Annotated in this window: 14 protein-coding genes; 11 read left to right on the forward strand and 3 right to left on the reverse strand. The window is 64.9% G+C overall.

Translation table 11 applies throughout. The features are described from left to right. Window positions 1–71 precede the first annotated feature (71 nt). The 4 genes from ACHWUQ_RS03690 to ACHWUQ_RS03705 all read left to right on the forward strand — a co-directional run bounded on the left by ACHWUQ_RS03690 (window position 72) and on the right by ACHWUQ_RS03705 (window position 7,813). Window positions 72–4,223: a YhdP family protein gene (locus tag ACHWUQ_RS03690; protein WP_394680379.1), complete on the forward strand. Its 4,152-nt coding sequence runs from the start codon at window positions 72–74 to the stop codon at window positions 4,221–4,223. A gap of 104 nt (window positions 4,224–4,327) precedes the next feature. Continuing rightward, a complete protein-coding gene (locus tag ACHWUQ_RS03695; RefSeq protein ID WP_312835174.1) occupies window positions 4,328–5,143 on the forward strand; it encodes a carbon-nitrogen hydrolase family protein in 816 nt (271 codons plus the stop codon). Then, on the forward strand, window positions 5,143–7,173 hold the full coding sequence (locus ACHWUQ_RS03700) for a nitrogen regulation protein NR(II) (RefSeq protein WP_394680405.1): 2,031 nt from the start codon (window positions 5,143–5,145) through the stop codon (window positions 7,171–7,173). Before ACHWUQ_RS03695 ends, ACHWUQ_RS03700 begins: the two co-directional genes overlap by 1 nt. Before the next feature lie 10 nt (window positions 7,174–7,183). Beyond that, window positions 7,184–7,813: a response regulator transcription factor gene (locus ACHWUQ_RS03705; RefSeq protein WP_239809817.1), complete on the forward strand. Its 630-nt coding sequence runs from the start codon at window positions 7,184–7,186 to the stop codon at window positions 7,811–7,813. A gap of 78 nt (window positions 7,814–7,891) precedes the next feature. On the opposite strand, the gene ACHWUQ_RS03710 is transcribed toward ACHWUQ_RS03705, so the two are convergent. Continuing rightward, window positions 7,892–8,542 (reverse strand): OmpA family protein, encoded by a 651-nt coding sequence (locus ACHWUQ_RS03710; protein ID WP_133856321.1) that lies wholly within the window; start codon window positions 8,540–8,542, stop codon window positions 7,892–7,894. Between the two features lie 151 nt (window positions 8,543–8,693). Then, window positions 8,694–8,822, reverse strand: a complete 129-nt coding sequence (locus ACHWUQ_RS03715) for a hypothetical protein (protein WP_021026473.1) — start codon at window positions 8,820–8,822, stop codon at window positions 8,694–8,696. Here ACHWUQ_RS03715 and ACHWUQ_RS03720 point away from each other — a divergent pair. After that, on the forward strand, window positions 8,782–9,996 hold the full coding sequence (locus ACHWUQ_RS03720; RefSeq protein ID WP_394680380.1) for a murein transglycosylase A: 1,215 nt from the start codon (window positions 8,782–8,784) through the stop codon (window positions 9,994–9,996). The two genes, ACHWUQ_RS03715 and ACHWUQ_RS03720, sit on opposite strands and share 41 nt — an antisense overlap. Before the next feature lie 75 nt (window positions 9,997–10,071). On the opposite strand, the gene ACHWUQ_RS03725 is transcribed toward ACHWUQ_RS03720, so the two are convergent. Further along, on the reverse strand, window positions 10,072–10,569 hold the full coding sequence (locus ACHWUQ_RS03725; protein ID WP_021026471.1) for an Lrp/AsnC family transcriptional regulator: 498 nt from the start codon (window positions 10,567–10,569) through the stop codon (window positions 10,072–10,074). Window positions 10,570–10,782: 213 nt separating this feature from the next. Between ACHWUQ_RS03725 and ACHWUQ_RS03730 the strand changes: the two genes are divergently transcribed. The 6 genes from ACHWUQ_RS03730 to ACHWUQ_RS03755 all read left to right on the forward strand — a co-directional run bounded on the left by ACHWUQ_RS03730 (window position 10,783) and on the right by ACHWUQ_RS03755 (window position 20,533). Beyond that, the gene (locus ACHWUQ_RS03730) at window positions 10,783–10,938 is read left to right on the forward strand and encodes a hypothetical protein (protein WP_394680381.1); all 156 of its coding nucleotides are present in this window, start codon (window positions 10,783–10,785) and stop codon (window positions 10,936–10,938) included. Further along, window positions 10,938–14,537 carry an indolepyruvate ferredoxin oxidoreductase family protein gene (locus ACHWUQ_RS03735; RefSeq protein ID WP_394680382.1) on the forward strand — a complete coding sequence of 1,200 codons (3,600 nt, stop codon included), beginning with the start codon at window positions 10,938–10,940 and terminating at the stop codon, window positions 14,535–14,537. Before ACHWUQ_RS03730 ends, ACHWUQ_RS03735 begins: the two co-directional genes overlap by 1 nt. 355 nt (window positions 14,538–14,892) lie before the next feature. Further along, window positions 14,893–15,225 carry a preprotein translocase subunit YajC gene (gene yajC, locus ACHWUQ_RS03740; RefSeq protein WP_394680383.1) on the forward strand — a complete coding sequence of 111 codons (333 nt, stop codon included), beginning with the start codon at window positions 14,893–14,895 and terminating at the stop codon, window positions 15,223–15,225. A gap of 70 nt (window positions 15,226–15,295) precedes the next feature. Beyond that, entirely contained in the window at window positions 15,296–17,188 is a 1,893-nt protein-coding gene (gene secD / locus ACHWUQ_RS03745) for a protein translocase subunit SecD (protein ID WP_313329623.1), read from the forward strand. Between the two features lie 11 nt (window positions 17,189–17,199). Next, window positions 17,200–18,150, forward strand: a complete 951-nt coding sequence (secF, locus tag ACHWUQ_RS03750) for a protein translocase subunit SecF (RefSeq protein ID WP_239809813.1) — start codon at window positions 17,200–17,202, stop codon at window positions 18,148–18,150. Window positions 18,151–18,175: 25 nt separating this feature from the next. After that, complete coding sequence (locus tag ACHWUQ_RS03755) at window positions 18,176–20,533, forward strand: DUF1631 family protein (RefSeq protein ID WP_239809812.1); 2,358 nt, start codon at window positions 18,176–18,178, stop codon at window positions 20,531–20,533. The last annotated feature ends 7 nt before the right edge of the window (window positions 20,534–20,540 follow it).

Raw genomic sequence — 20,540 nt, forward strand, 5'->3', positions numbered from 1 at the left:
TGCGACGCGAGCGAGGGACTTGCCGCGGGTCATAATTTCGCTTTCCCCTAACTGATTGGACTCGATTGACTGTGCGCGCGCCCCGATTGCTCAAGCTCGCTGCCAAGCTGGTGCAATGGTCTGTGGGCTTATTGCTGGGCTTGGCGCTGCTGCTGGCTCTGGCCGTGGCGGCGCTGCATTGGTGGATTGTGCCCCGTATCAATGACTTTCGCCCGCAAGTGGAATCTCGGCTGTCGCAGGCGCTCGGCGTGCCGGTGCGCATTGACCATTTGCAGGCCGAAGGCCATAACAGTCTGGTGCCGGCGATCGCGGTCAAAGGGCTGCGCATCGAGCAGCCCGATGGATCCACAGGGTTTACCCTGGATACGATCAAGGTGGCGTTGTCGGTGCCGTCGCTGCTGCGGCTGCGGACCGAGCAGATCGTCATCGACGCGCCGCAGCTGACGGTGCAACGCGCTGCCGATGGCAGTGTGCGCGTGGCCGGCGTGCTCGTCGATAACTCACAGGACAGCAACAGCGGCAGTGCTGGCGACTGGTTGTTCCGCCAGCGCGAGGTGCTGCTGCAAGGCGGCAGCATTGTCTGGGATGACCAGCTGCGCGGCCTGCCCCCCGTCACTTTCAGCGATGTGCATCTGCTGCTGCGCAACCCGGGCCTGCGCCACGAATGGCAACTGCGCGTGCGCCCTCCCGAAGACTGGGGGGATACGCTGGAGCTGCGCGGCCGCATGCACCAGCCGCTGTGGGCGCTGCACGATGGCAACTGGAAGCACTGGAGCGGTCAGGTCTACCTCGAAGCGCTCCAGCTCAACGCTGCGGCGATGGCGCCCTATCTGCCGCCTGCAGTGGGTCTGCAGCAGGGCCAGGGCTCGGCAAGGCTGTGGCTGGATGTGACGCGTGGCAAGCTTGCGAACGGCACCGCCGATGTCGCCTTGCGCGATGTGGGCGTGCGCCGCCCAGCCACCGCTGCCGGTGATGACAAAGCGGCGCAGGGCTCGGTGCTGCTGCTGCGCTCGGTGCAGGGCCGCATCGGCGGCGCTGCCGATGACAGCGGCTTTCGCTTGCTGACGGAGAACCTGGCGGTCGAATCGGCCAACGGCGAGCAATGGCCCGGCGGCAGCGCCCGCATCAACCACGTCTATGCGCAGGGCAAGCAGCCCAGCGAGACCGAGGCCAGTGCCCAGTCGCTCGATATCGCCTCCCTGGCCCAGCTGGCGCGGCTGCTGCCCATCCCCGACAACGCACGCCAGTGGCTGCAAAGCAACCGGCCGGCCGGTCTGATCCGCAGTGCATCGGCCCACTGGCGCGGTGATATCGACCGCTGGCAGGACTGGCAGGTCAAGGCCGATGTGGGCCAGCTGGCCTTTGGCATGCCGGCTGCGGCACCCAAGGCCAATGCAGCGCGTGACAGCCATGGCGGCCTGGTGCTGGCCGCCGGGCAGCCGCACGTCGGCCTGCGCGGGCTGGATCTGGCCATCGAGGCGCGCGCTGGCGGTGGGCAGGCCAAACTGCGCTTTGCCGATGGCGCGCTCTACCTGCCTTCGGTCTTTGAAGAGCCGTTGCTGCCAATCACCTCGGCCAACACCGAGCTGCAGTGGACGGTGCAGGGCGATCGCATCCAGATGCAGTCCGAACGGCTGGAATTTGCCAATCCGCATGCGGCGGGCCATGCGCGCTGGAGCTGGCACACGGCAGACCCGCAGAAGTCCGGCTCGCAATCGCGCTTTCCCGGCATTCTGGAACTCAAGGGCGTGCTTGACCGGGCCGATGGCACGCAGGTGCACCGATATCTGCCACTGCATATTCCGCCCGATGCGCGCCACTATGTGCGCGATGCCGTGCTGGCCGGCCAGGCCAGCAATGTGCAGTTCGAGATCCAGGGCGACCTCTGGGAAGTGCCTTTTCCCGATTCGCGCCATGGCCTGTTCCGTATCGTCGCGCCGGTGCGCGATGTGCGCTATGCCTATGTGCCCAACTCGCACCTGCACCCGGGCGACAAGCCCTGGCCCGAACTCCATCGCCTTTCGGGCGAGCTGGTGTTTGAAGGCAACGGCATGCAGGTCAACAAGGCCAAGGGCATTCTGGACGGCAACGCGCGCATCGTCGTCGACCAGACCAGCGCGCAGATTCCCAATTTCCACGAGACCCGCGTGCTGGTCAATGCGCAGGCCCGTGGGCCGCTGGCGGACATGCTCTCGACCGTGCGCGGCAGTGCCATTGATGCGCTGACCCAGCATGCGCTGGCGCAGACCCAGGCCGATGGCGATTCCCAGTTGCAGCTCAAGCTGGACCTGCCGGTGCATGAGATGGCGCAGTCCAAGGTCGAAGGCAAGGTACTGCTGCCGGGCAACCGCATCCAGTTCCACGATGACTCACCGGTAGTGGAGAAGGTCACCGGCGCGGTACAGTTTTCCGAGCACGGCTTTGCGCTGCAGGATCTGCAGGGCCAGGCCTTTGGGGGGCCGGTGAAGTTTTCCGGCGGCATGGATGTCAGTGGCATGCCCGCAGGTGCGGACCATGGCCCCCGGCTCAAGGTGCGGGCCCAGGGCGTCGCTACGGCGGACGGCCTGCTGCGCGCCAAGGAGCTGGGGCCGGTGGTGCAGCTGGCGCAGTGGGCCCAGGGCCAGGCCGCCTATCAGCTGGACATCGGCATGGCCCAGGGAGTGCCGCTGGTGGAGGTGCGCAGCGATCTGGCCGGCATGGCGCTGGCGCTGCCGCCACCGCTGAAAAAAGCCGCCGACGAGGTCTGGCCGACCCAGTTTGCCAGCACCGTGCCCGATGCCCCGCGCGCCGCGCTGGTGCGCCAGAACATGCAGCTGGATGTGGGTGGCCGCCTGCAGCTGCGCTATGTGCGGGATATCAGTGCCGATGACAACATCCCTGACAAGGTCGTCAGCGGTGTGCTGCGCCTGGGCGCCGGTGCGCTGACCTTGCCCGCCAAGGGGGTGATTGCGGAAGTGCAACTGCCCCAGGTCGATGTGCGGGAATGGCAGGCGCTGGCTCAGCGCATCAAGGCCATGGCGCCGCCTGCGCGGGCCCCCGCTGCCGAGGGCGCTGCGGCCTCGCCGCCCGCCAGCGACGCGTACCAGGCTTTCCTGCCAGACCATTGGGATATTCGCCTGGGCACCGTGCAGGTGCGCGGGATCGACATCCATAACCTGCACCTGAGCGGCTCGCGCACGGGGCAGCGCTGGCGCAGCCAGGTCAGCTCCAGCCTGCTCGATGGCCAGCTGGAATACGAGCAAGAGGCCAAAGGCCCGGGTACCATCCGTGCGCGCCTGAGCCAGTTGCGCGTGGGCCAGGACGGCGCCGACAGCAAGCCCGGTGCCAGCCACGATGACGCGCCCGAGCAGGAGCCGGGGCAGTTGCCGGCGCTGGATGTCGTGGTCGAGGACTTGCGCTGGCGCCAGCATTCGGTGGGGCGGCTGGAGGTGCAGGCGGTCAACCAGCGCCAGTCCGACAGCTCCTGGTGGCAGCTGAAAAACATGGTTCTCTCGAATGATGCCGCCAGCCTGCAGGCCAGCGGTGATTGGGGCGCCAAGCGCAGCAGCGCCGGCGGGCGCCGCACCGAGCTGGAAATGCGGCTGGACCTGAAGGACACCGGCGCGTTGCTGGCCCGCCTGGGCATGGCTGGCGTGGTGCGCCAGGGCAAGGGCGCGGTACAGGGCCGCATCGGCTGGACAGGCAGCCCGGTGAGCCCCGACTACAACAGCATGGATGGCAAGCTGCATGTCGATGTGGGCCAGGGCCAGTTCCTCAAGGTGGAGCCTGGTGCCGCCAAGCTGCTGGGCGTGCTCAATCTGCAGGCCTTGCCGCGCCGCCTGACCTTGGATTTCAAGGATGTGTTCAGTGCCGGTTTCGGCTTTGACTTTGTGCGCGGCGATGTGCTGGTGAGCGACGGCGTGGCCTCGACCACCAACTTGCAGATGAAGGGCGTCACCGCCGCCGTGCTGCTCGAAGGCCGTGCCAATCTGCGCAACGAGACGCAGGACCTGCATGTGGTCCTCATTCCCGAGTTGAACACCACGACGATGGCGCTGGTGACGACGGCCATCAATCCGGTCATCGGCATCGGCACCTTTTTGGCACAGGCGCTGTTCAAGGGGCCGCTGACGCAGGCAGTGACTCAGGAGTTCGAGGTCAGTGGCTCCTGGTCGGAGCCCGAGGTCAAGCGCCTCAACCGCCGCCAGGAAGCCGACCCCAACGCCATCGGCACGCCGCATTGAGCGCCCGGCCCCTGCTGCGCTGAGTCACCTTCGATATCCGCAAGTGCCGCCCCAGGTCGGAGCTTACGGATAATAGCTGCCAGTTTCTCTTGCAGGACGCATCGATGAAAGTAGCCGCACTCCAAATGGTGACCAGCACGCGCTGGGAGCACAACCGCGCACAGGCCTGGCAGTTGCTGCAGCAGGCCGCCGCCGCTGGCGCGGAGCTGGCGGTGCTGCCCGAGTACTTCTGTCTGATGGGCCAGCGCGATACCGACAAGCTGGCGCTGGCCGAGGCATTTGGCGAAGGCCCGATGCAGCAGTTTCTGGCCGACAGCGCCCGCAGCCTGGGCCTGTGGATCGTCGGCGGCACCCTGCCTTTGCAGGGGCCCGATGCCGACCATGTCTACAACAGCAGCTGCGTCTACAACCCGCAGGGCGACTGTGTGCTGCGCTACGACAAGATGCACTTGTTTTGCTATGCCAACGAGCGCGAGTCCTATGACGAGCACCGGGTCATCGCGCCGGGCAGCACGCCGGTGCAGTTTGACCTGCCCAGCCGCGATGGCCAGCGCTGGCGCATTGGTTTGAGCATCTGCTACGACCTGCGCTTTCCCGAGCTGTACCGCCTGCATGCGCAGGCCGGTGCCCAGCTGATGCTGGTGCCCAGCGCCTTTACCTACACCACCGGCCAGGCCCACTGGGAGCTGCTGCTGCGTGCGCGGGCCGTGGAAAACCTGGCCTATGTGCTGGCAGCAGCCCAAGGCGGCCAGCATGAGAACGGCCGCCGCACCTGGGGCCACAGCATGGCCATCAACCCTTGGGGTGAGGTGATGGCGCTGCAGGCCAGCGAGCCTGGCGTGGTGCTGGCCGAACTGGATTGGGCGCAGCTGCAGCGCTGGCGCCAGCAACTGCCGGCCTTGCAGCACCGCGTATGCTGATGGCGCATTGGGCGCAGGCACTGGCGCAGCGCTGGCACCAGAGCTGGCGTCGCTGGTCATTGTGGTCGGCACTGGTGCTGCTGGTGGCAGGCACCCTGGTCACCCAGGTCTGGCTGGCGGGGCGCTATGAGATCTCCGAAGTGCAGCAGCGCCTGGACCGGGAGGCCCAGGATGCCGTCAGCGACATCCGCAGCCTGTTCAACGACAACGTCAACCGCCTGCGCAGCATGCCACGCTATGACAGCGATGTGATGGCCTGGCAGTCGGCGGCCGCGACCATCCTGCGCAACCAGCGCGATCTTGCCCATATCGAGTGGCGCAACCCGCAGTTGCAGATCGAGGCCAGCGAGGAGTCGCCTTATCTGAGCCTGCAATGGTCGGCGATTGACCGCACCGGCATGAACACCGAGAGCCATACCGCCTGCCTGCGCGCCCGCAATACGGGCGCCGCCTCGTATGCGGGCAGCTATTTCCTGTCGCAGGGCAATGGCACCGGGCTGGAGCTGCTCGAGCTGTGCGTGCCGGTGATCACCGGCGACCAGTTGCACGGCTTTGCCGTGGCCACCTACATCCTGCAGAACGTGCTGTCGGACCTGGTCAACGAGAGCCTGCGCCGCAACCATGAGCTGTCCTTCACCGAGACCGATGGCACGCGCCTGGCGATCGTCAGCACCCCGCGGCGCGGCACGCGGGTGTTCACCTCCAACCAGCTGCTCGATCTGCCCGGCGTGGCGCTGATGCTGCGGGTGGACAGCTGGCATGCGGCGCCGAACGTCTTCCCGAACGTGCTCACCGCGCTGGTCACCGGCATGTCGATCGCGCTGATCACCGTGCTGGTGGTGCTGGTGCGGGACAACCGCCGCCGCTTGAAGGCTGAGCGCGACCTGGGCGACGCGCTGGCTTTTCGCAAGGCGATGGAGGACTCGCTGGTAACGGGGCTGCGCGCGCGCGATCTGCATGGCAAGGTCACCTATGTGAACCCGGCGTTTTGCGAGATGGTGGGGTTCTCGGCCGAGGAGATTCTGGATCCGAGCAAGGCCACGCCTTATTGGCCGCCCGAGATGGCGCCTGAATACGCACGCCGCCAGCAGATCCGCCTGTCGGGCCATCTGCCACCGCCGCGCGAGGGCTATGAGTCCACCTTCATGCACAAGGATGGCCGGCGCTTTCCGGTGCTGATTTTCGAGGCACCGCTGATCAATGCCGCCGGTCTGCATACCGGCTGGATGAGCGCCTTTGTCGACATGAGCGAGCAGCGCCGGGTCGAGGAACTCTCGCGTGCCTCGCAAGAGCGCCTGCAGGCCACCGCGCGGCTGGCGACGGTGGGCGAGATGGCCTCGCTGCTGAGCCACGAGCTCAACCAGCCGCTGGCCGCCATCTCCAGCTATGCGACGGGCATCATGAACCTGCTGCCCGAGGGCGCTTCGCCCGATGAGGTGCAGGAGCACCTGCCCGATGTACGCATGGCCGTGCAGCGCATGGCCTTCCAGGCCGAGCGCGCGGGCAAGGTCATCAAGAGCGTGCACGGCTTCGTGCGCCGGCGCGACCAGTCGCGCGAGTTTGTGCAGGCCTCCGAGCTGATGGATGCGGTATTGCCCTTGGTGCGGCTGCAGGCGCGTAAACTCTATGTCGATGTGGCCACCGAGCTGGCGCCCGGCTTGTCGGCCGTCTTCTGTGACCGGACCATGGTCGAGCAGGTGCTGCTCAACCTCAGCCGCAACGGCATGCAGGCCATGGACTATGGCGGCACGCACCCGCGGGTGCTGCAGATGCTGGTACGGCTGGCGCCCAGCGGCGATGGCCGGGCCTGGGTGGAGTTTGTCGTGGCCGATGTGGGCGAGGGCATCACCGAGGAGGTGGCCGCGCGTCTGTATACGCCGTTCTTCACTACCAAGGACGAGGGCATGGGGCTGGGCCTGAGCCTGTGCCGCACCGTCGTGGAGCAGCACGGCAGCCATTTGCGCTACCTGCCCAACCAGCCCCGTGGGACCATCTTCAGTTTTACCCTGCCAACCTGGCGCAACGATTGAAAGTTCAGAGATGCAGCCGCTAGTGAATGCGACCGTGTATATCGTCGATGATGATGCCGAGGTGCGCGATGCGCTGGCCTGGATGCTGCGCTCGCGCCGCTTGCTGAGCGAGAGCTTTGCGTCGGCCGAGGCCTTTGAAGCCATGCTGCGCAGCCGCCCGCCGCAGGTGGACCCGGCCTGCGCTCTGTTGGATGTGCGCATGCCCGGCATGAGCGGGCTGGCGCTGTTTGATCGCCTGGTCGAGATGGATGTGATTGCCGCGTTGCCGGTGATCTTCCTGACCGGCCATGCGGATGTGCCGACAGCCGTGGCCACCGTCAAGCGCGGAGCCTTTGATTTTTGCGAAAAGCCGTTCTCCGACAATGTGCTGGTCGACCGCATCGAGCATGCGCTGCAGGCATCGAGCGCCTATCTGGAAACCTTGCGCTCGCAGCAAGGCGTGCGCGAGCGCGTGGCCGAGCTGACGGACCGCGAGCAGGCGGTCATGCGCCTGGTGATCGATGGCCTGCCCAACAAGCTGATCGCCGATGAATTGACCATCAGCGTGCGCACGGTCGAAGTGCACCGCGCCCGGGTGTTTGACAAGATGCAGGTCAAATCAGCGGTGGAGCTGGCCAACCTGCTGCGCGACTTGGCCTGAGACGGCCGCCAGCGCAAGGCCCGCAAAAAAGGGCGCCAGTCCCACTGGCGCCCTTTGTGCATTCCGCACAGCCTGGTGTTAGCGGCCTTGCTGCACCTCACCCACATAGATCTCGACGCGGCGGTTATGCGCGCGGCCGGCCGGCGTGTCATTGCTGGCCACGGGCTGGCGCGAGCCCATGCCCTGTACCTGGATACGCGCGCCGTTCACGCCGCGCTGCGTCAGGTAGTTGCGTGCGCTCTCGGCACGGGCCAGCGACAGCGGGTCGTTGATGCCGTCGTTGCCGGTGCTGTCGGTGTGGCCGATGATGCGCACCTGGGCGTTGGGGTTGTTGCGCAGGCCTTCGGCAAAGCGGTCCAGGATGGGGGCGAAGTTGCCCTGGATGTCCGAGCGGTTGGTCTGGAACGAGATGTCGCTGGGGATGTCGAGCTTGAGCTGGTTGTCCGGCGTCTGGGTCACCACCACACCGGTACCCTGGGTGGCCTGCTCCATCTCCTGCTTTTGCTTTTGCATGTGCTGCGACCAGATGTAGGTGCCCAGCGCGCCGATGCCCGCGCCGATGACGGCGCCCGAGCCTGCATGGCCGCCAGCAATCGCACCGACGGCAGCGCCGCCCAGGGCGCCCACGCCGGCGCCGGTGGCCGTCTGGCGTTGCGTGTCGGACATGTTGGCGCAGCCGCTCAGAATGGCCAGGCTGGCAACGGCAGAGACTAGAATTTGTTTACGCATGCTTGAACTCCTCTGATGCAAGGGCATCCCCGGAAATGGGGACGGCCGTGGATGCAAATTGTGGGCAGTAGAACTGCCAAATGCCAGAGACAAAGTTCAAAAATGGTAAAAATGACGGCAATGAGCGGCCATGTCCTACGATTTGCGCAAGCTAGTCGCGAGGAGGCTGCTCATCTTTGCTTACGATTTCCCCTTTTTTGCGACCGGCAAACATCGTCCACCAGACGATCGCCACCAGTATGACCAACGCCAATAGCGCTTCCAGCAATATCAGTCCCATCGGTACCCGCTCCTTACGTACGCTGTCGATGGCTGCGATTGTAGGAATTCTGGCCGCCTGCTCCAGCCAAGTCCCTTTGGACCAGCCGTCTTCGCCGACCACCCGCCCGCCGGTATCGGGCAGCATCGAGGTGCTGCCACCCGATGCGAATGAGGCGCTGCCCCCGGCGATCCAGCAAGCCAAGAGCCGCTGGGTGCCGGTGCACTGGTCGTCGGTGCCCGGTCTGGAGCAGGACAACCTGGCCGATGCCTGGAATGCCTGGATCAAGAGCTGCAGCCGCCCGCCCGCGCCGTTTGCGCAGTTCTGCTCCGAGGTGCGCCGCATGAGCCTGGCTTCGACCGAGGAGCAGCGCGCCTGGATGGTGTCGCGCTTTCAGCCCTACCGCGTCGAATCGCTCGACGGCAACCCCGACGGGATGCTGACCAGCTATTTCGAGCCCATGCTCGATGGCACGCGCCAGCCGGGCAACGGCTATTCGATCCCGTTGTACCGGTCGCCGGCCACGCTGGGCTCGCGCAAGCCCTGGTTCAGCCGCCAGCAGATCGAGACCCTGCCGCAGGTGCAGGCCGAGCTGCAGGACAAGGTCATCGCCTGGGTCAACGACCCGGTCGACGCGATGGTGCTGCACATCCAGGGCTCGGGGCGGGTGCGCATCCAGGAAGCCGATGGCTCGGTGCGCGTGATCCGCGTGGCCTATGCTGCCACCAATGACCACCCCTACAAGAGCATCGGCAAGTGGCTGCTGGACCAGGGCCTGGTGCGCGATGCCACCTGGCCGGGCATCAAGGCCTGGATTGCCGCCAACCCGACCCGTGTCAATGAGCTGCTCTGGAGCAACCCGCGCTATGTGTTCTTCAGGGAAGAGCCGCTGTCGCCACTGGATGCCGAGTTTGGCCCCAATGGCGCCCAGGGTGTGCCGCTGACCCCGGGCCGGTCGATTGCGGTGGACCGGGGCAGCATTCCCTACGGCACGCCTGTCTGGCTGTCGTCCACCGGGCCCACCGTGCAGCTCAACCGCCTGGTGATGGCGCAGGACACGGGCAGCGCCATCCTGGGTGCCGTGCGCGCCGACTACTTTGCCGGCTGGGGCCACGAGGCGGGCGATTTTGCCGGCCGGGTCAAGCAGCCGCTGCGGCTGTGGGTGCTGTGGCCCAGGGGCGTGGCCAAGCGCTGATCTCCGCAGATGGTGCCACCCAGGCCAGCCCCAGGCTGGCCTTTTGCATGGTGGCGGCTCGGATAGGAAAGGGGATCAGCGCGAAGGCGTGCCCTTGGGGTTGGCCGTCATCGGCAGCGGCAGGGCGCTGCTGGATTTGACCTCGCCCAGCGAGAAGGTGGTGTGCACGTCTTTCACGTTGGGCAGGTGCAGCAGCACGTTGCGGATAAAGCTGGAGAAGCTCTCCAGGTCCTTGGCGACCACCTGCAGCTCAAAAGTGCCCGCGCCGCTGATGTAGTGGCAGGACGTGACCTCGGGCAGCAGACGGATCGATTCCTCCATGCGCAAGGTGATGTCGGCGGTGTTCTGCGCGGCATCGACGCGCACAAAGGCCAGTACACCGAGGCCGAGCTTGTGGCGGTCCAGGGTTGCGTGGTAGCCGGTGATGTAGCCGGCCTCTTCGAGCGCACGCACCCGGCGCCAGCAGGGCGCGGCCGACAGGCCCACACGCTGGGCCAGTTCGGCATTCGTCAAACGGGCGTTTTTTTGCAGCTCGTAGAGGATGGCCCAGTCGAATTTGTCAATTTGGTTCATCCATTGCCATTATTGAGCAAGATTCTTTCAAATACTAGGTAAACCCCGGCAAGGAAAAGAATACTTTATTCTCGCTGCCCGTCATACACTGCAGCGATGAAGGCTGGGGTGTTTTGCCCCGCCTGCTGGACTTGGTTCCAGCTTCTTATAACGCCCCACAATCCCGGACCTGCCACAAGCGGCCACCGGGGGCTCTCCCCAGGAGACAAGACGATGAATGCCTCACTCCCCGAGTCCGTCCGCAAAGCGCTGGAGACGGTAACGCTTGAAGACAACCTGCAACGCAGGTTGCAATACAAGTATGCAGCGGGCGGCGCAGCCGCACGTGGCGTATTTGGCGACGAGCTTGTTGGCCAAGGAGGTGTGTGATGAACGCTTCACTGCCTGACCACATCCGCAAGGCGCTGGAAACCGTCACGCTCGACGACAAATACGCACTGGCCCATGGCCGTGCCTTCATGAGCGGGGTGCAAGCCCTTGTTCGCCTGCCGATGCTGCAGCGCCAGCGCGATGCATTGGAAGGTCTCAACACCGCAGGCTTTATCAGCGGCTACCGTGGATCGCCTCTGGGCGGCTACGACCAGGCGCTGTGGGCGGCCAAGAAGCACCTCAAGGACAACAACATCGAGTTCCAGCCCGGCGTCAACGAAGAGCTGGGCGCCACCGCCGTCTGGGGCACGCAGCAACTCGACCTGTATCCGCAGAGCAAGAAGTTCGACGGTGTCTTCGGCATCTGGTACGGCAAGGGCCCGGGCGTGGACCGCAGCGTGGACGTGTTCAAGCATGCCAACATGGCCGGCACGGCCAAGCACGGCGGCGTGATTGCGCTGGCCGGCGATGACCACATCAGCAAGTCCTCGACGGCGGCGCACCAGAGTGACCACATCTTCAAGGCCGTGGGCTCGCCGGTGTTCTTCCCCTCCAGCGTGCAGGACATCCTGGACATGGGCCTGCATGCCTTTGCGCTGAGCCGTTTCTCCGGCGTCTGGTCGGGCATGAAGACGATCCAGGAGATCGTGGAGTCGTCGGCCAGCATCTCGGTGGACCCGGACCGGGTCAACATCATCACCCCCGATGACTTTGTGATGCCGCCTGGCGGCCTGCACATCCGCTGGCCCGATGCGCCGCTGGAGCAGGAAGCGCGTCTGATGGACTACAAGTGGTATGCGGCACTGGCGTATATCCGTGCCAACAAGCTCAACTACAACGTGATCTCCACGCCGAATGACCGCTTTGGCATCATCGCCAGCGGCAAGGCCTTCAATGACACGCGCCAGGCGTTGATCGACCTGGGCCTGGACGATGACACCTGCCGCCAGCTGGGCATCCGGCTGCACAAGGTCAACGTCGTCTGGCCGCTGGAGGCCTCCATCACCCGCGACTTTGCGATGGGTCTGCAGGAGATTCTGGTGGTCGAGGAAAAGCGCCAGATGATCGAGTACCAGCTCAAGGAAGAGCTGTACAACTGGCGCTCCGATGTGCGCCCCCATGTGCTGGGCAAGTTCGACGAGATCGAGGGCGACCACTCGGGCGGCGAGTGGTCGGTGCCCAACCCCAGCAACCACTGGTTGCTGCGCCCCAAGGCCGACCTGACCCCGGCGCTGATTGCGCAGGCGCTGGCCAAGCGTCTGAAGAAGCTCGGCGTGCCCGACGACATCGTGCGCCGCATGGATGCGCGCCTGCAGGTGATTGCCGCGCGTGAACAGGGTCTGAAGGACAGCAAGCAGGAGTCGGTGGACCGCCTGCCCTGGTTCTGCAGCGGCTGCCCGCACAACACCAGCACCCGCGTGCCTGAAGGCAGCCGCGCGGTAGCCGGCATCGGCTGCCACTACATGGTCAACTGGATGCCCGACCGCCACACCAGCACCTTCACGCAGATGGGCGGCGAAGGCGTGACCTGGGTCGGCCAGGCGCCGTTCACCACCGACCAGCATATTTTCTCGAACCTGGGCGATGGCACCTACTTCCACAGCGGTTTGCTGGCCATCCGCCAGAGCATTGCCTCGGGCGTGAACATCACCTACAAGGTGCTGTACAACGACGCGGTGGCGATGACCGGTGGCCAGCGCGTGGGCGAGCGCCCCGAGGGCCACTCGGTGCTGCAGATCATGACCAGCCTGTTGTCCGAAGGGGTCAAGAAGCTGGTCATCGTCAGCGACGAGCCGGAAAAGTATGACGGCGTGCAGCTGGGCGCCGGAGTGACCGTGCACCACCGCGACGAGCTCGACCGCATCCAGCGCGAGTTCCGTGAGCTCAAGGGCACGACGGCCATCATCTACGACCAGACCTGCGCGACCGAAAAGCGCCGCCGCCGCAAACGCGGCACGCTGGCCACCCCGGCCAAGACCGTCATCATCAACGAGGCGGTCTGCGAAGGCTGCGGCGACTGCTCGGTGCAGTCCAACTGCCTGTCGGTCGAGCCGGTCGAGACCGATTTTGGCCGCAAGCGCAAGATCAACCAAAGCACCTGCAACAAGGATTTCTCCTGCGTCAAGGGCTTCTGCCCGAGCTTTGTCACCATCGAAGGCGGCCAGCTCAAAAAGGCCAAGAAGGAGAAAAAGGGTGATATGGCCAAGCTGCCTGCGTTGCCCGATCCCGTCCTGCCCGTGGCCACCCAGGCCTGGGGCATTGTGGTGGCGGGTGTGGGCGGCACGGGTGTGATCACCATTGGCTCGCTACTGGGCATGGCCGCCCACCTGGAAGGCAAGGGCGTGGTCACGCAGGATGCGGCCGGTCTGGCGCAAAAGGGCGGCTCGACCTGGAGCCATATCCAGATCGCCAACTCGCCCGACGCGATCTACACCACCAAGGTGGACACCGCCAAGGCCGACCTGGTCATCGGCTGCGACCCCATCGTCGCGGCCAACAAGACCACGTTGGCTGCCATGCAGCAGGGCCGTACCTTTGTCGCGCTCAACACCCATGGCGCGCCCACGGCGGCCTTCGTGCACAACCCGAACTGGCAGTTCCCCGAGGCGGGTTGCGAATCGGCGATCCTGGCGGCCGTGGGCCAAGAGGGTGTGGGCATGTTCGATGCCGAGCACATTGCGACCCAGGCGCTGGGCGACAGCATCTACACCAACCCGCTGATCCTGGGCTATGCCTGGCAAAAGGGCCGGGTGCCGCTGTCCCATGCGGCGCTGATGCGGGCGATGGAGCTGAACGGCGTGCAGGTGGACAACAACAAGGCTGCGTTTGAATGGGGCCGCCAGTGCGCCGCCAACCTGCCCCAGGTGCAGGCCATGTTTGCCGCCCAGCAGGTGATCCAGCTGGTCAAAAAGCCCTCGTTGCAGGAGCTGGTGGCCAAGCGCGTGGCTTTCCTGACCGATTACCAGGACAGCGCCTACGCGGCCGACTACGAAGCCTTTGTGAACAAGGTGCATGCGGCCGAAGCCAGGCTGGGCAGCAGCACGCGCCTGTCGCAAGCGGTGGCGCGCTACCTGTTCAAGCTGATGGCCTACAAGGACGAGTACGAGGTGGCGCGCCTGCACACCACGGCCGAGTTCAGCGAGAAGATTGCCAGCATGTTCGAGGGCGACTACAAGATCGTGCACCACCTGGCGCCGCCCACCACGGCGAAGCGCAATGACAAGGGCGAGCTGGTCAAGAAGGCCTACGGCGGCTGGATGCGCAAGGCCTTTGGTGTGCTGGCGGGGCTCAAGGGCCTGCGCGGCGGCGCCCTCGATGTCTTTGGCCGCACCGAAGAGCGCCGCACCGAGCGCGCGCTGATCCAGGAGTACCGCGCATGCATCGAGGAGCTGCTGCAGCGCCTGAGCGCCGAGCGCTTGGCGCTGGCCGTGGAAATCGCCAGCATTCCCGAAGACATCCGTGGTTACGGCCATGTCAAGGAACGCCACCTGGCCGCCGCCCGCAGCAAATGGCAGCAGCTGATGGCACGCTGGCGTGCGCCTGCCGATGACGCAGCGGCAGCCGCGGCTGCTGCCAAGCCCGAACCGGCACAGGTCTGAAGCCCGGTTGACGGGTGAAAGCGAGTGGATCGAGCCGCCTGCGCGCCAAGCCAGGCGGCTTTTTTGTCAGCGGCTGCAGCCAACGGGCGTGACAAATTTGTCACAGCGCCTGGGGCAGGGCGGTGCTCGCGGCGACTTTGGCGTGCAAATACCACTTAAGCGGCAGTATCTGCCATAGTGGCTTCTACCAATGCGCTGGCATGAAAGCTGCTTAATTCCATGAAAACAACCGGAAAAACCAGAGGCATCCAAGGTATTGCCTGGGTGTTCGCAGAGGGGCACGCATACAATGCTTCTCTTTGGGTCTTGGTTTTGGTCATCCAGGCAAGGCCTGCATCCACGTTGGGAGCTTCATTTGTTTATCTCTTCTGCTTTTGCCCAGACCGCACCGGCTGCTGCTGCCTCCGGCGGCATGACCTCCACCCTCACCAGCATGCTGCCCTTGGTGCTGATGTTTGTGGTGCTGTATTTCCTGATGATCCGTCCTCAGATGAAGCGCCAAAAGGAAGCCCGTGCCATGATCGATGCGCTGGTCAAGGGCGACGAAGTGGCCACCACTGGGGGCCTCGTGGGCCGCGTGGTGGGCCTGGACGAACAGTTCCTGCAAGTAGAGTTGGCCCAGGGCGTCGTCGTGCAACTGCAGCGTGGTGCTGTGGTGCAGGTGCTGCCCAAGGGTACGCTGAAGTAATCCATCGTTGAAACAGCAATTGGCGCAGCATGGCTGCGCCTTCTATTTTGCGTAAGGTAAGAGCGCGATCATGAACCGTTATCCGGTCTGGAAGTACGCGATCATTGTGATCGCGCTTCTGGTAGGGGTTGTTTACACCCTGCCCAACTTTTTTGGTGAGGCGCCTGCTGTCCAGGTGGCCTCGGTCAAGGCCACTGTCACCGTGGATTCTGCATTGCAGCAGCGCGTGGAATCGGCGCTGGCCGATGCCGACGTCAAGCCGCTGAGTATCGCGCTGGAAAACGGTTCGATCCGCGCCCGCTTCGACAAGGAAGACGAGCAGCTCAAGGCCAAGGGCGTGCTCGAGCGCGTGCTGATCCCGGACAGCAGCGACCCCTCCTATGTGGTGGCGCTGAACCTGATCTCCCGCTCGCCCGCCTGGCTTACCGCCCTGCATGCCAAGCCCATGTACCTGGGTCTGGACTTGCGCGGTGGCGTGCACTTCACCTTGCAGGTGGACATGCAGGCGGCGCTGACCAAGCGCACCGAAGCGCTGACCAGCGATGTGCGTCTGGCGCTGCGCGACAAGAAGATTCGCCACGGCGGTGTGAACCGCGAAGGCCAGTCGCTGGAGGTGCGCCTGCAAGACGAGGCCACGGCCACGACGGTGCGCAACCTGATTGTGGACACCATGCCGGACCTGCAGGCCAATGTGGTCAGCACCGGCGGCGCCTATGTGGTGCGGGCCAACATCAAGCCTGAATCGCTGCGCAGCGTGCAAGAGCAAGCGCTCAAGCAGAACATCACGACCTTGCACAACCGTATCAATGAGCTGGGCGTGGCCGAGCCGGTGATCCAGCAGCAAGGCTCCGACCGCATCGTGGTGCAGCTGCCCGGTGTGCAGGATCCGGCACAGGCCAAGGACATCCTGGGCCGTACCGCTACCTTGGAAGTGCGCATGGTCGACGACAGCTCGGACGCGCGCGCCGCCGAAATGGGCACCGGCCCCGTGCCATTTGGCTCTGAAAAATACAGCGACCCGCATGGCCAGTCCATCGTCGTGAAAAAGCAGGTCATCCTGACCGGCGAGAACCTGAACGACGCGCAGCCCGGCTTTGACAGCCAGACCCATGAAGCGACCGTCAACCTGACCCTGGATGGCAAGGGCGCGAACATCTTCAAGGACGTCACGCGCGAGAACATTGGCAAGCGCATGGCCATCCTGCTGTTTGAAAAGGGCAAGGGCCAAGTGGTGACCGCCCCGGTGATCCGCTCCGAAATCGGTGGCGGCCGCGTGCAGATCTCGGGCAGCATGTCGACCAAGGAAGCCAGCGATACCTCGCTGCTGCTGCGCGCCGGCTCGCTGGCCGCGCCGATGGAAATCATCGAGGAATACACGATCGGCCCGAGCATGGGTAAAGAGAACGTGGAAGCCGGTATCAAGAGCATCGTGGGGGGCTTCATCGCGATTGCCGTCTTCATGTGCATCTACTACATGGTCTTTGGCGTGGTCTCGACCATTGCGCTGGGCGTGAACGTGTTGCTGCTGCTGGCCATCCTGTCGATGCTGCAGGCTACGTTGACCCTGCCGGGCATTGCCGCCATGGCGCTGGCCATCGGTGTGGCCATTGACTCGAACGTGCTGATCAATGAACGGGTGCGCGAAGAACTGCGCGCCGGTGCGTCACCCCAGGCGGCCATCCATGCCGGTTATGAACATGCCTGGCACACGATTCTCGACTCCAATGTCACCACCCTGATCGTGGGCCTGGCGCTGCTGGCCTTTGGCTCCGGCCCGGTGCGCGGCTTTGCCGTGGTGCACTGCATCGGCATTTTGACCAGCATGTTCTCGGCCGTGTTCTTCTCGCGTGGCCTGGTCAACCTCTGGTATGGCCGCCGCAAGAAGCTCAAGAGCGTGTCGATCGGCCAGGTGTGGAAGCCCGAGGGCGAAGACCACCGCTCCGTGGCATCTGCTAAACGTTAAGGAGGAAGACCATGGAATTCTTCCGTATCAAAAAAGACATCCCTTTCATGAAATATGCGTTGGTGCTCAACGCGATTTCGGTCATCACCTTCGTGCTGGCGGTGTTCTTCCTGACCACCCGTGGCCTGCACCTGTCGGTGGAGTTCACCGGCGGTACCGTCATGCAGGTGGCCTACGAGCAGCCTGCCGATGTGGGCAAGATCCGCGAACAGGTCGCCTCGCTCGGCTACCAGGACATCCTGGTGCAGAACGTGGGCAGCGCCGACCGCGTGATGATTCGCCTGCCGATTGAAAAAGGCGTGACCACGGCCCAGCAGGGCGAGAAGGTCATGGGCGCGCTGAAGGCGGCCGACCCCGGCGTGACCTTGCTTCGCAGCGAGTTCGTCGGCCCCTCTGTGGGTGAGGAGCTGGTGCACGGCGGCCTGATGGCGCTGGCTGCGGTGGTGCTGGGCATCGTGATCTACCTGGCGATGCGCTTCGAGTGGAAGTTCGGTGTCGCCGCGGCCATTGCCAACTTGCATGACGTGGTGATCATCCTGGGCTTCTTCGCCTTCTTCCAGTGGGAGTTCTCGCTGGCCGTGCTTGCCGGTGTACTGGCGGTGCTGGGGTACTCGGTCAATGAATCGGTGGTGATTTTTGACCGGATCCGCGAAGCGTTCCGCAAGTTCCGCAAGCTCAGCACGCCCGAAGTGATCGACCACGCCATCACCTCGACGATGAGCCGCACCATCATCACCCACGCTTCGACCGAGGCGATGGTACTGTCGATGTTTCTTTTTGGCGGCGCCAGCTTGCATTACTTTGCATTGGCGCTGACCATTGGTATTCTTTTTGGTATCTACTCGTCGGTATTCGTGGCCGCGGCCATCGCGATGTGGCTGGGCGTCAAGCGGGAAGACCTGGTCAAGGTCAGCCAGAAGGACCTGGACCCGAACGACCCCAATGCCGGGGCCACGGTATAAAGATCGATAAAGGGATGGGATTTCTGTGGCTGTTGCACCTTCGCACCATCGCAGCTGGCAAAAAAAGCTCGCCCGTGAAGCGCGGCTGAGATTTGTCGGTGGTTTGTGCGCGGGTCTGCCCGGGGTGGCGGCGCGCTTGCGCGCCGAGCTGCTCCAGATCATCGCGCGGCCCAGCACCGATCCCTCCCGCTCGCATGTGGCGCTGTCTGCCGCGATTGCCGAGTTTGACAGCCGCCAGCAAGCCTGGCTGGACAGCGCCAACAAGCTGCTGCGCCAGAGCCTGCTGGCTGGCGAGCCGGCCCCCGAGCCGGTGGCTGCGCCCCCGACCATCACCAGCTTGGAGCTGGTCAGCAACGAAGCCATCGAGGGGCGCATCATCGCCTCGCGCCTGGCAGCCCAGCTGCTGGAGCTGGTCGCAGCCGAGCTCAACAGCGTGCGCCGTGTGACCCAGTTTCTGGAAGACCAGGAGCTGGGCCCCGCCGACGCCCTGCGGCCCGAGACCTGGTGCCTGCGCCTGATCGAGGCCTGGGAGGCGGCAGGCCTCAGCCGCAAGACACTGGACCTGCTGTGGGCGCCGATGCTGGAAATCCTGGCACCGCTGGGCATCAGCGTCTACACGGCGGTCCGGCGCTTCTACGACGAGCAAGGCGCTGCCACCGAAGACGAGCTGCGCAGCTACCGCATCAAACGCACGGAAACCGAACGCCCCGCAGCCGCTGCCGCCGCCATGGCTGCCGCTGCTGCCCAGCAGTTGGCGGGTATGGCGGCAGCACAAGCGGGTGCGGTCTCCGGTGTCGCCAGCATGCCCTCGGGCTTGATGCCGGCAGGCGGTGCCGGTTGGGCCGCGATCGGCGCAGCGCGCCAAAAGAGCCAGGGCGTGCTCGCGCAGCTGCGCGGGTTCTTGCAGGGCGTTGCCGGTAGCCGCTCCAATGGTGGTCCCACCTCGGTGCGCGCATCGCTGGGGGCAGCGGGTGGCTATGTGATCTCGCCGGCGCTGCAGCACGCACTGGTGTCGCCGCCCACGGCGATCCAGTCGGCCTGGTTCCATACCGCGCCGGCCGATGACGATATGGACGCCGTCCAGGTGGTGGCACCGGTGGCGTTGGCGGTGCGCCAGCAGTCCTCGGCGCTCAAGAGCGTGGCCTCGTCCGACGAGGAAAAGGCGATCATCGAGATCATCGCCTTGATGTTCCAGAGCATTCTGAACGAGGACCGCATTCCGGCCGGTATCCGCATCTGGTTTGCGCGCCTGCAGGTGCCGGTGCTGCGCGTGGCGCTGGCCGAGCCGGCGTTCTTCAACGACACCGAACACCCGGCGCGCCAGCTGATCGACCGCATGGGCGCTTGCGTGCTGGGCTTTGAGGCGGCTGCGCTCAATGGCACGACGTTGGAGGCCGAGGTCAAACGGGTCGTGCAGGTCATCGAGCAGTACCCGGACACCGGCAGCCGCGTGTTCCAGCTGGTGCTCAAGGAATTCCAGAAATTCCTCGAAAAGAACCTGACCGGCCAGACCGCGACCGCGCGCGAGCTGGTCAGCCTGGCCCAGCAGATCGAGCAAAAGGAGACGCTGGCCATCCAGTACACCATCCAGCTGCGCGACATGCTGCTGGAGATGCCGGTCGACAGCGATGTGCGGGAGTTCCTGTTCAAGCAGTGGTCCGATGTGCTGGCGATGTCGGCGATCCGCTTCGGGGCCGAGCACGAGAACACACAGAAATTCAAGAAGGCGGCGCTGGACCTGGTCTGGTCGGCATCGGCCAAGCCCAGCAAGGAAGAGCGCGCCCGGGTGATCCGCCAGCTGCCGCTGTTGCAGACCGTGCTGCGCCAGGGCCTGACCCTGTCGAACATCGTCGGCGAGCGCCAGGACGAAATCATCAAGAGCCTGATGGATATCGTGGCCGAGGCCTTCCTGGCCAAGACCAATGAGATCCCGCAGGAGCGCATCATTGCGCTGGCAGAGCGCCTGGCCCATCTGGAAGACGCACTCGACGAGGTGGTGACCGAAGAGTATCCGCTCAGCGCCGAGAGCATCGAGCTGATGCTGGGCATCGACACCAGCAGCATCCAGGTGATTGCCGACGATGGCGCGCTGGTGCAGCCCGAGGTACTGGAGTGGGCGAAGAATCTGTCGCTGGGCAACTGGTTCCTGCTGGACCACAATGCCAGCCCGCTGCAGGTGCAGTACGTCTGGCACAGCCAGCACAAGCAGCTGCATCTGTTTGCAGCGCTGAGCGGCTCCTGCTTTCTCTTCCAGATGCGGCGCATGGGCCATTACCTGCAGGCCGGCCTGCTGCTGCCGCGCGATGCCGAAGGCATCACGGCCCGTGCCGCGCGCGATGCGCTGGCCAAGATCGAGGCCAACCCCGAACGGCTGTTGCAGTAACTGGCTG

The organism is uncultured Comamonas sp., assembly GCF_964277875.1.
In the GTDB taxonomy this organism is placed as follows: Bacteria; Pseudomonadota; Gammaproteobacteria; order Burkholderiales; family Burkholderiaceae_C; genus Comamonas; species Comamonas sediminis.